Below are 9,814 nucleotides of genomic sequence, written 5' to 3'. Positions count from 1 at the left end.
CAGCCGCGACGACGTGACCCTGGATGCGCTCCCCCGCGCGCGCTACCGCAACGCGCTGGAGATTGGCGGCGCCACCGGCCTGCTCACGGAGAAGCTCCAGGAGCGCTGTGACGCCCTGCTCTCCCTGGAGCCCTCCGAGTCCGCCCAGGCCCGCGCCATCCACCGCTGCCGCCACCTGCCGCACGTGCGCTTCGAGCGCATGAGCGTGCCGGACCGCTACCCCGAGGGGACCTTCGACCTCACCCTCATGTCCGGGCGCGGTGCGTACTGGAGCCTCACGGAGCTGGCGCTCGCGCAGCAGCGCATCCTGGAGCACCTGGAGCGCGGCGGGCACCTGGTCCTCGTGCACTGGACCGGCCAGACGCGCGACATGCGCTGCAGCGGCCACGAGGTCCACGCCGCCTTCCGCCAGCTGGCCCCCAGGCACCTGCGCCACCTGCGCGGCGAGATGGAGGGCACCTGGCGGCTGGACGTCTTCGAACGCCTTTGAACGCCCGCGGTGAATCCCGTCCCCCACCCGGCCCGGCGCGGCGGTAGAAGGGACGGCATGGAACTGGGAATCACGGGAAAGACAGCGCTCGTCACCGGCAGCAGCCGGGGCATCGGGCGGGCCATCGCCACGGTGCTGTCGCACGAGGGCGCCCGGGTGTGCGTGTGCGCGCGCCACCTGGAGCCGCTGGAGGTACTGGCGAAGGAGCTGCGCTCCGAGGGCGCCCAGGTGGCCACCGTGGTCGCGGACGTGGCCACGCAGGAGGGCGCGTACCTGGCGGTGGACTCCGCGGTGCGCGCCTTCGGCTCGCTGGACATCCTGGTGAACAACGTGGGCGGCAGCGGCGGCGCGGGCGCCTTCGACGCGGCCAGCACCCAGCAGTGGAACGACGTCATCCAGCGCAACCTGATGTCCGCCGTCTGGTGCAGCCAGCGCGCGCTGCCGGTGATGCGCCAGCTTGGCGGCGGCAGCATCGTGCACATCAGCTCCATCTTCGGCCGCGAGTACGCCACCAGCGCGCCCTACAGCGCCGCCAAGGCGGGCCTCATCGCGCTCACCAAGGAGATGGCCGTGGACCTGGCGTCCCATCGCATCCGCGTCAACGCCGTGGCCCCGGGCTCCATCTTCTTCCCTGGCGGCAGCTGGGACAGACGCCAGCAGCACGACCCGGAGGCCGTGGCCAAGATGGTGCGCGAGCAGATTCCCTGGGGCCGCTTCGGCACGGCTGAAGAGGTGGCGGACGTGGTCGCCTTCCTCTGCTCCGAGCGGGCGAAGTGGGTGACGGGCGCCACGCTCCCCGTGGATGGCGGCCAGGGCCGTGCCTACTAGGCCCGGTTGCGGTATGGAGTCCGCGCGAATGAGGCCAACGCATTGCTGAAGCTCTACAAGAAGGACGGCGACACCCTGCGCTACTGGGAAGCGTGGGAGCACGAGGGTGTCGTCACGGTGCACTGGGGCACCGTCGGTGACGGAGGCGAGCAGAAGACCGTCCCCGTCCCCCCGGACGAGGACCCCGACATGGTCATCGCCCAGGAGGCTGAAAGCCTGGTGGACGCCGGCTACGACGAGCCCGAGCCGGACGCCATGTCCGTGCTGCTCGTGGAGTACTCGGTGCAGGGCAAGGGCACCGGCCACGACTTCGAGCAGCGCAACGCCGTGGAGGAGCTGCTCACGGACGCGCTCGGCTGGACAGGCAACGGCGAGGTGGAGGGCGGCGAGACGGAAGAGGGCACCATGCGCGTGCACTGCCGCGTGATGGACCCGGACACCGCCGCGCGCACCGTGGTGGAGGCCCTGGAGTCGGAGGACCTGCTCGAAGGCGCCCGCGTGCTGGTGGCGCGGGGCGAAGAGAAGCCCCGCGTCGTGCACCCGCCCCTGTTCCCGGTGCTCAAGTCGTAGCCTGTCCCCGGGGCCCGAAGACGCGGAACAGCAGCACCAGCGACGGCACCACCGTCACCAGGCCCACGACCAGCGCCACCAGGAGCAGCCGCTGCACCCCCGGCTGCGCCGCGGCGCTCTGGAGCGTCAGGTTCGGGTAGACGAGGTACGGCGCCTGAGACACCGCCCACCCCAGGACGATGAGCCCGCCCTGCGTGGCCGCCGCCACCCGCGCGGCCCGGAAGCGCCGCGTCCACAGGAGCGCGAACGCCGTCACCGCCGCCACGGCCGTGCCTGAGTGCAGCACCAGCGCGAAGGGCGTCTGGAGCAAGCCCGTCCACACGCGCGGCGCCCCCTCGCGCGACAGCAGCAGGGCGGCCAGGGCCAGCGGGAACAGGAGCCCGCCTGACACCAGCGCCCGGCGCCGGAAGTCCTCCGCCAGCTCCGGCGCCGGCGCCTCGTGCGTGAGGTACACGGCCGCCAGGAACGCGAACAGCCCCAGCGTCAGCACGCCCACGGACAGCGCGAAGGGCGACAGCCACGACGCGAAGAAGCCGCTCACCACCGCGTGCCCCTGCATGCGGATGGCGTCGCTGGCCACCGCGCCCACGCACATGCCCAACAAGAGCGGCGCCACCACGCTCGCCACGCTGAACACCACGCCCCAGCGGCGCTCCACCGCGTCGCCGCGCGTGTCGTAGGCGCGGAAGGTGAACGCCGTGCCCCGGAACACGATGCCCAGCACCAGCAGCGTCAGGGGCACGTGCAGCGCCACGCTCAGGGCCGCGAAGGCGCGCGGGAAGCCGCTGAAGAGCAGCACCAGCCCGACGATGAGCCAGACGTGGTTCACCTCCCACACCGGCCCGATGGCGCGGGCGATGAGCGCGCGCTGCGCCGCCTTGCGAGGCCCACGCGCCAGCAGGTCCCACACCCCACCGCCGAAGTCCGCTCCGCCCAGGAGCGCGTACAGCACGAACGTGCCCGCCACCGCGAGCCCCAGCACCGTCGTCTCAGTGGGCATGGGCCACCCCGCCATCCACTTCCTCGCCGGGCCCCCTGGGCAGCGTGCCCGCCACCTGCCGCCAGAGCACGAAGAGCACCGTCACCCCCAGGAACAGGTACACCGCCGTGAAGGTGAAGAACGGCGCGGCCAGGTGCGGCACCGGCGTCACCGCCTCGCCCGTGCGCATCACGTCCCGGACAATCCAAGGCTGCCGGCCCCACTCCGTCACGAGCCACCCCGCCTCCAGCGCCACCAGCCCCAGCGGCCCCGACCAGAGCCACGCGCGCATCATCCCCTTGCCGTGAGGCCACTCGCGGCCGCGCCACCTGCGCCACAGCGTGGCCAGCGCGAGCAGCGCCATCAGGCTGCCCGTGCCCACCATCACCTGGAAGGCCAGGTGCACCTTGGCCACCGGCGGCCAGTTCTCACGGGGGAACGCGTTGAGCCCCTTCACCTCCGCGTCCGGGTCCGCGAACGCCAGGATGGAGAGCCCCTTCGGCAGGTCGATGGCGCCCGTGACGGTGCGTGTCTCCACGTCCGGCCATCCGCCCACCTTCAAGGGCGCGCCCGCCTCCGTGTCGAAGTGCGCCTCCATCGCGGCCAGCTTCACCGGCTGCTCGCGCGCCACGTGCTTCGCGGACAAATCCCCCACCAGCGGCTGCGCGAGCGCGGTGACGCACGCGAGCGGCAGCGCGATGGACAGCGCCTTCTTGTGGAACGCGGCGCCCGGGTGCTTCAGCAGGATGAAGGCGTGGATGCCCGCCATCGCGAAGGCGCTGGCCTGGTAGCAGGACAGGAGCACGTGCGCCGTCTGGTACTGCCAGCCGGGGCTGAACATGGCCACCAGCGGCTGCACGTCCGTGGGCCCCGCGGGCGTGGGCGTGAAGCCGGACGGGTTGTTCATGAACGTGTTCACCAGCGTGACGAAGAACGCGCTCGCCGCGCCGCTCACCGCCACCATCACGCCGCTGAACAGGTGCAGGCCCGGCGACACGCGCTCGCGGCCGTACAGGTAGATGCCCAGGAAGATGGCCTCGGTGAAGAAGGCCACGCCCTCCAGGCTGAAGGGCAGGCCAATCACCTCCCCGTAGCGGCCCATGAACTCCGGCCACAGCAGGCCCAGCTCGAACGAGAGCACCGTCCCGCTCACCGCCCCCACCGCGAAGAGGATGGCGGTGCCCTTGGCCAGCTTCTCGCTGAGCTTCCGGTAGTCGGCGTCCCCCGTGCGCCGGTGCTTCAGGTCGCTCAACACCATCAGCACCGGCAACGCCACGCCGGCCGCCGCGAACACGATGTGGAACGCGAGCGAGAGCCCCATCTGCGCGCGCGCATAGAGCAGGTCCGTCATGGACATCAGTCTGCTTTATGCCCGCTTTTTACGCATTCAGGATTTCTTATCCTTGTCCGCAGGGACCTTGGTGACGGTCCGCGAGGGCACCAGGGTCTGCATGGAGTTGCGGGCCACGGCGGTGGCGAGCGAGGTGACGAAGATCATCACCACCTTGCGGCCCAGCTCCGCGCCCAGCGGCTTGTCCTCGATGCTGGTGGCCACGCGGTCCGGGTGGGCCCAGGCGCGCTCCAGGGCCTTGCGGCGCAGGCGGCGCACGCGCTCGTCGTGGTGGCGGGCGCGGTAGATGGCGATGCCCACGCCCAGGCCCACCGCCACCAGGGCGGCGGCCCCCACGGTGATGAGCAGGTCCTTGTTCTGGTTGACGTGGTAGCGCACGTCCGTGGCGCGGGCGCGCCGGCGGTCCAGCTCCTCCAGGGTGAGCAGCAGCTCGTCGCGGATGCGGTCCGCGGTCTTCTCCACCTGCTCGCGGTCACCCATGCGCTTGGTGATGGCGTGGTCGGCGTGCGTTTCGGTCTCGGAGGCCTGGCTCATTGCAGCGTCTCCCGGGTCATCTGAAGGTCCGTCTTCAAGCGTTCCTGCGTGTGGACCAGCGGCTTCTTGGGAATCCGCTTGGTGCCCAGGAACAGGAGGAGTCCGGCCACGGCCAGCAGCACCGCGCCCACGATGAGCACGCCCACCGCCTCACCCAGGGGCAGCGCCAGGCCCAGCGCGACGAAGAGCACCGACAGCGATGTGAGGGCCAGGACAGCCCCGGCGCCCAGGAAGATGCCCGCCAGCCTGGCTGCCTGCAGCTCCTGCTTCAGTTCCTTCTTGGCGTGCATCACCTCCGCCTTCACCAACAGGCGGGTTTCCGACAGCGCGTGCCGGATGAGCTCAGGGGTGGAGAGCGTCTCCAGCTGGCTGCGCTCCAGGCGTTCCGATTCGAGGTCCACGACCGTGCCTCCGACAGGATGACTTCACGGGGAACCGCTGACGGCCGCCTGCTCGGCGTCCCAGCTGTCCCCGGTCTGTCCCTGAAGTTGGTCAGGAAGGGTGTGTGGGAGAAGTCCCGCCGCACACCCCGGCCTCGTCCGGCTGCCTGCCTGGTGCCCCCGCCCTTCCAGGCGGGGTGTCCGGCTAGCGGCGGGTCTTCTGGTGCGCGATCGCCGTGGCCAGCGTCTCGCGCACCTGGCGGGCCCGGAAGAGGCGGTCCGCGGTGTCCAGCAGGTTCTCCGCGTACAGCACCTGCTTGCGCAGGCGGGCCGGAATGGCGCGGGTGCCCAGGTGCGCGCCCAGCAGGGCGCCCGTGAGCGCGGCGGCCACGTCCGCCTCGCCGCCACAGCGCAGCGTGAGGACCACGGCCTCGCGGAAGTCGTGCGGCACCTTCAGCGTCGCGTACAGCGACGTGAGCAGCACCGGCACCACGTGGCACGGCAGGCCGTCCACGCCCTTCAGCTCACTGGGGGGCACGCCCACCTTGCGCAGCTGGTTGAGCGCGCGCTGCGTGTCCCAGGTGAGCAGCCGCGGCAGGTGGCGGATCTCCTCCGCCAGATTCTTGTCATGCACGGCGGCGGACAGCGCCAGGGCCTCGCAGAAGGCCGCGGGCGTCAGGGCCTCCTCCTCCATGCCCAGCGCGACGGCCTGCGCGAACGCGGCCGCGGCGGCCGCGCAGACGGGGTCCTTGTGCGTGATGACGGTGAGCACGCCCGCGTCGTGCGGCAGGCGCGCGCGCTGACCGCTTTCGAAGAGCCCCACCACCAGCGCGCGGCTGAGCACCGACGGGCACTTCGTGCCGAGCGGAGCCCCCGCGCTCATCCACGGCGTGCCGCTGGCCAGCCGTTGCAGCGCTTCGGAGAGGCTGCGCGGCGGCTGGAGGATGATGCCCTCCTGCCACAGCCACGCCAGGTGCAGCGCCGCGCTGCGGCCGTCCACCTTGCCCTCGCGGATGACGCTCTCCGCGGCGGCGAGGAGCAGCTGCGTGTCGTCGCTGAACTGGCCCTTGGCGAACTTGCCGCGCGGCCGGGGCGCGAAGTCCTCCGCCAGGCCGGGCAGCCGCGCCAGGCTCGCCGGGGGGATGCCCCTCAGCGGAAAGCCGAGCGCATCCCCGATGGCGAGCCCCAGGAATGCCGCGTGAAAACGGTCCTGGCGGTCTGCGGGAGTCAGCGGCATCGGAGGGGCGGAGATTACCCGAGCCTCAGCCAAGGACGAGCACCGAGATGAACGCTGCGAGGGCGCGCGACGCAATGGCGGATCGATCATGGGGCCTTGACGTGCACGAGGCGGGTACGGTGGAGCGCCGGACAAGAAAGGTCCCGCTGGATTGCACCGCGCGCATCGCCACTGTCCGCCTCCTCCGCCGCAACCACGGCGCAACCGGGGGCGCGGTAGCTATCGCATCCCGCTGCGTTTCAGCAAGCAGGCGAGCCCGTTGAAACGCGCGAGCACGCGTGCATGTCCAACTTCGAATGCTGCGCATGAACCGAAAGGGACGCACGGGTGGCTTCGTGCGCGTGAAGTGCCCACGGGCTCAGGTGTTCACCTTGACGTGAGCGACTTCACTTCATCCAAGCGGCGTGCACGCGCGACGCGCGCGGATCACGCGTCGTCACGGCCCAGGTTCACCACCGCCATCAAGCGCGCCACCACGGCCTCCGCGCCCTGGTGCAGCCGCGCGCCGTCCCACAGCGCGGGGGACGTGTGGCCGCCGCGCTCGCGCCAGTCCTTCTCCACCTCTTCGTAGGTGAGGTTGCGGAAGCGCACGCGGTCCTCCAGCGCGTGGTCCACGACGAAGCGGCGCGCGGTGGCGGACGGCGGATCCGCGATGCGGTGGAACAGCTCCAGGACGGGCGAATCGGGCGTGCTCATGGCTTGAGCATCATGCTTCGTCCGAGCCCCGGGAAAACGAAAAGGGTGGAGCGCCGGGCCCCCGGATGAGCGGGGACTTCGGACTCCACCCTTCGCGGATACCGCGGCGTGAAACGCCTAGCGGGACTCGGAGGCGCTGATGCGCGCGGCCTCGCGGCGCACCGCGGCCTGCTCCAGCGCGTAGCGCGCGTCCGCGCTGTTCAGGTCCTTGAGGCGCGCCTGGGCCTCTTCCATGCGGCGGCGGGCACCCGCGACGTCGATGCCGTTGACGTGCTCGGCGGCGTCCGCCAGCACCAGCACCTTGTCGTTGCTCACCTCCACGAAGCCACCGGCCACGAAGTAGCGGTCCTGCTTGCCCGCCTCGATGAGGGTGAGCGTGCCCGGCTCCACCAGCGACAGGAACGGCGTGTGGCCGGGACGCACGCCGAACAGGCCCTCGCCGCCCGGCACGATGGCCTCGTCGGCCTGCACGGACAGGATGCGCTTCTCGGGGGTGACGATCTCGACAGTCAGCTTGGCCATGAAGGTCCTCGTGCTACCGCACTACCGCATCAGAAAGTCAGCCGCTGGGTCTGCGCGCCCACCGGCTCGAACTCCAACACCCCGGCGTCCGTCAGGCGCGGGCCCTTGCCCGGGATGCCCAGCGTGCCCTCCAGCCACTTGAGGTGGTGGGCCAGCTGCCGCACCTCCGGCAGCTGCTTCGTCGTCATCAGCTCCGTCAGCCGCCGCTCCTGGAGCTTCTGCCCGGTGCGGTCGAACTGGGCCGCCACCATCACCCGCGCCCACGCCAGGCTGCTGCCCTTCGCCTTCTTCTTGCCCTTGCTGGGGGGCGGCTTGCCCTTCTCCACCAGCGGGTAGAGCACCCAGACCTTCTCCCCGTCGTTGGACGCGAAGTAGAGGTCATCCACCGTCCCCACGCACACGTCCGCCGACCAGAGGGGCCCGTTCTCCTTGAGCATCTCCAGCCGGCACTTCCCCACGCCCACGTCCACCATGCGGACGCTGTACAGCCCGTTCGCGCTCACCCGTGCCCGGCTGCCGCGCTCCTCCGCCAGGGCGGAAGGCGCGGCACCACAGAGCAGCAGGGCGAGCGCGACGGTCAGGCGCATGGGAGGTTTACGCCGCCGCCAGCTTGCTGGCGTTCTCCAGCACCTCTTCGATGCCACCCGCCATGTAGAAGGCGCTCTCCGGGATGTTGTCGTGCTTGCCGTCCGCGATCTCCTTGAAGCCGCGGATGGTGTCCTGGAGCTTCACGTAGCGGCCGTCCTTGCCGGTGAAGACCTTGGCCACGAAGAACGGCTGGGACAGGAAGCGCTGGATCTTGCGGGCGCGCGCCACGGAGAGCTTGTCCTCTTCGGACAGCTCGTCCATGCCCAGGATGGCGATGATGTCCTGGAGCTCCTTGTAGCGCTGCAGGATGCCCTGGACGCGGCGGGCCACGGCGTAGTGCTCGGCGCCCAGCACGTCCGCGGACAGGATGCGGCTGGTGGAGTCCAGCGGGTCCACGGCGGGGAAGATGGCGAGCTCCGCGATGGAGCGGTTGAGCACCGTGGTCGCGTCCAGGTGGGCGAACGCGGTGGCCGGCGCCGGGTCCGTCAGGTCGTCCGCGGGCACGTAGATGGCCTGCACGGAGGTGATGGAGCCCTTGGTGGTGGAGGTGATGCGCTCCTGCAGGCCGCCCATCTCCGTGGCGAGCGTGGGCTGGTAACCCACCGCGCTGGGGATGCGGCCCAGGAGGGCGGACACTTCCGAGCCGGCCTGGGTGAAGCGGAAGATGTTGTCCACGAAGAGGAGCACGTCACGGCCCTCCACGTCGCGGAAGTACTCCGCCATGGTCAGCGCGGAGAGGGCCACGCGGGCGCGGGCGCCGGGCGGCTCGTTCATCTGGCCGTACACGAGGACCGCCTGGCTCTTCTCCAGGTTGTCGGTCTGGATGACCTTGGTGTCCTGCATCTCGTGGTACAGGTCGTTGCCCTCGCGGGTGCGCTCACCCACGCCGGCGAACACGGAGAAGCCGCCGCGCTCCACGGCCACGTTGCGGATGAGCTCCTGCAGGAGCACCGTCTTGCCCACGCCGGCGCCGCCGAACAGGCCGATCTTGCCGCCACGGGTGTAGGGGGCGAGCAGGTCGATGACCTTGATGCCGGTCTCGAACATCTGCACGCGCACGTCCTGCTCCGTGAACGGCGGGGGCGCGCGGTGGATGGGCCAGTACTCGGTGGCGTTCACGGGGCCCATCTCGTCCACCGGCTCGCCGGTGACGTTCATGATGCGGCCCAGGGTGGCCTTGCCCACCGGCACCTGGATGGGGGCGCCCGTGTTGCGCACCGACATGCCGCGGCCCAGGCCCTCCGTGGAGTCCATGGCGATGCAGCGCACGGTGTTCTCGCCCAGGTGCTGAGCGACCTCGATGGTGAGGTTGTCCTTCTCCGCGCCCAGGTTGGGGTTGGTCACCTTGAGGGCCGCGTACACCTCAGGGAGCCCGCCGGGCGGGAACTCCACGTCGACCACGGGGCCGAGAACCTGCGTGATCTTGCCAGTCGTCGGGACTTGAGCGCTCATGGGACTCCTCTGCCTTGTCTCGTGTGGCGAGCGGCCGGGGCGCCGCCGCCCGTCAGGAAATCGAACCCCGAAGAGGGGTGTGGGCGGGCCCCCTTTACCGGGGGGTGCCCGGCAGGGTCAAGCCTCCCGGGTCCGCCTGCGTAAGTCCCGCTTAGCGGAGCGGTGTCCTTGGCGCCAGTCCCTTGCG

Annotated in this window: 12 protein-coding genes; 3 read left to right on the top strand and 9 right to left on the bottom strand. The window is 70.9% G+C overall.

Annotated features, from left to right (window positions below; translation table 11 throughout):
- The 3 genes from D7X55_RS28645 to D7X55_RS28635 form a co-directional block, all read left to right on the top strand.
- A partial coding sequence (locus D7X55_RS28645) for a class I SAM-dependent methyltransferase (protein WP_147470244.1) occupies positions 1–490 on the top strand: 490 nt, incomplete at its 5' end.
- A gap of 57 nt (positions 491–547) precedes the next feature.
- Positions 548–1,318, top strand: a complete 771-nt coding sequence (locus D7X55_RS28640; protein WP_120550086.1) for an SDR family NAD(P)-dependent oxidoreductase — start codon at positions 548–550, stop codon at positions 1,316–1,318.
- A gap of 42 nt (positions 1,319–1,360) precedes the next feature.
- Positions 1,361–1,888: a hypothetical protein gene (locus D7X55_RS28635; RefSeq protein WP_120550085.1), complete on the top strand. Its 528-nt coding sequence runs from the start codon at positions 1,361–1,363 to the stop codon at positions 1,886–1,888.
- Here the strand turns inward: D7X55_RS28635 and D7X55_RS28630 are convergent.
- The 9 genes from D7X55_RS28630 to atpD form a co-directional block, all read right to left on the bottom strand.
- Positions 1,878–2,888 (bottom strand): cytochrome d ubiquinol oxidase subunit II, encoded by a 1,011-nt coding sequence (locus tag D7X55_RS28630; RefSeq protein ID WP_120550105.1) that lies wholly within the window; start codon positions 2,886–2,888, stop codon positions 1,878–1,880. The two genes, D7X55_RS28635 and D7X55_RS28630, sit on opposite strands and share 11 nt — an antisense overlap.
- Positions 2,878–4,218 carry a cytochrome ubiquinol oxidase subunit I gene (locus tag D7X55_RS28625; RefSeq protein ID WP_233610123.1) on the bottom strand — a complete coding sequence of 447 codons (1,341 nt, stop codon included), beginning with the start codon at positions 4,216–4,218 and terminating at the stop codon, positions 2,878–2,880. The genes D7X55_RS28630 and D7X55_RS28625 overlap by 11 nt, the downstream gene beginning before the upstream one ends.
- 36 nt (positions 4,219–4,254) lie before the next feature.
- A complete protein-coding gene (locus tag D7X55_RS28620) occupies positions 4,255–4,752 on the bottom strand; it encodes a hypothetical protein (RefSeq protein WP_121724712.1) in 498 nt (165 codons plus the stop codon).
- A complete protein-coding gene (locus tag D7X55_RS28615; protein WP_120550082.1) occupies positions 4,749–5,153 on the bottom strand; it encodes a phage holin family protein in 405 nt (134 codons plus the stop codon). The genes D7X55_RS28620 and D7X55_RS28615 overlap by 4 nt, the downstream gene beginning before the upstream one ends.
- A gap of 184 nt (positions 5,154–5,337) precedes the next feature.
- Positions 5,338–6,369: an ADP-ribosylglycohydrolase family protein gene (locus D7X55_RS28610; RefSeq protein ID WP_120550081.1), complete on the bottom strand. Its 1,032-nt coding sequence runs from the start codon at positions 6,367–6,369 to the stop codon at positions 5,338–5,340.
- Between the two features lie 426 nt (positions 6,370–6,795).
- Positions 6,796–7,065: a hypothetical protein gene (locus D7X55_RS28605; RefSeq protein WP_120550080.1), complete on the bottom strand. Its 270-nt coding sequence runs from the start codon at positions 7,063–7,065 to the stop codon at positions 6,796–6,798.
- Between the two features lie 117 nt (positions 7,066–7,182).
- Positions 7,183–7,587: a F0F1 ATP synthase subunit epsilon gene (locus D7X55_RS28600; RefSeq protein ID WP_120550079.1), complete on the bottom strand. Its 405-nt coding sequence runs from the start codon at positions 7,585–7,587 to the stop codon at positions 7,183–7,185.
- Between the two features lie 29 nt (positions 7,588–7,616).
- Entirely contained in the window at positions 7,617–8,174 is a 558-nt protein-coding gene (locus tag D7X55_RS28595) for a hypothetical protein (RefSeq protein ID WP_120550078.1), read from the bottom strand.
- A gap of 7 nt (positions 8,175–8,181) precedes the next feature.
- On the bottom strand, positions 8,182–9,627 hold the full coding sequence (atpD, locus tag D7X55_RS28590) for a F0F1 ATP synthase subunit beta (RefSeq protein WP_120550077.1): 1,446 nt from the start codon (positions 9,625–9,627) through the stop codon (positions 8,182–8,184).
- Between the last annotated feature and the right edge of the window lie 187 nt (positions 9,628–9,814).

This window comes from Corallococcus sp. AB049A (assembly GCF_003668885.1).
Lineage (GTDB): Bacteria > Myxococcota > Myxococcia > Myxococcales > Myxococcaceae > Corallococcus > Corallococcus interemptor.
This window is presented reverse-complemented; position numbering and strand designations above follow the sequence as displayed.

Coding starts and splice junctions, on each gene's coding strand:
- D7X55_RS28640 (WP_120550086.1), top strand. CDS start 548: ATGGAACTGGGAATCACGGGAAAGACAGCGCTCGTCACCGGCAGCAGC.
- D7X55_RS28630 (WP_120550105.1), bottom strand. CDS start 2,888: ATGCCCACTGAGACGACGGTGCTGGGGCTCGCGGTGGCGGGCACGTTC.
- D7X55_RS28625 (WP_233610123.1), bottom strand. CDS start 4,218: ATGACGGACCTGCTCTATGCGCGCGCGCAGATGGGGCTCTCGCTCGCG.
- D7X55_RS28620 (WP_121724712.1), bottom strand. CDS start 4,752: ATGAGCCAGGCCTCCGAGACCGAAACGCACGCCGACCACGCCATCACC.
- D7X55_RS28610 (WP_120550081.1), bottom strand. CDS start 6,369: ATGCCGCTGACTCCCGCAGACCGCCAGGACCGTTTTCACGCGGCATTC.
- D7X55_RS28605 (WP_120550080.1), bottom strand. CDS start 7,065: ATGAGCACGCCCGATTCGCCCGTCCTGGAGCTGTTCCACCGCATCGCG.
- D7X55_RS28600 (WP_120550079.1), bottom strand. CDS start 7,587: ATGGCCAAGCTGACTGTCGAGATCGTCACCCCCGAGAAGCGCATCCTG.
- D7X55_RS28595 (WP_120550078.1), bottom strand. CDS start 8,174: ATGCGCCTGACCGTCGCGCTCGCCCTGCTGCTCTGTGGTGCCGCGCCT.
- atpD (WP_120550077.1), bottom strand. CDS start 9,627: ATGAGCGCTCAAGTCCCGACGACTGGCAAGATCACGCAGGTTCTCGGC.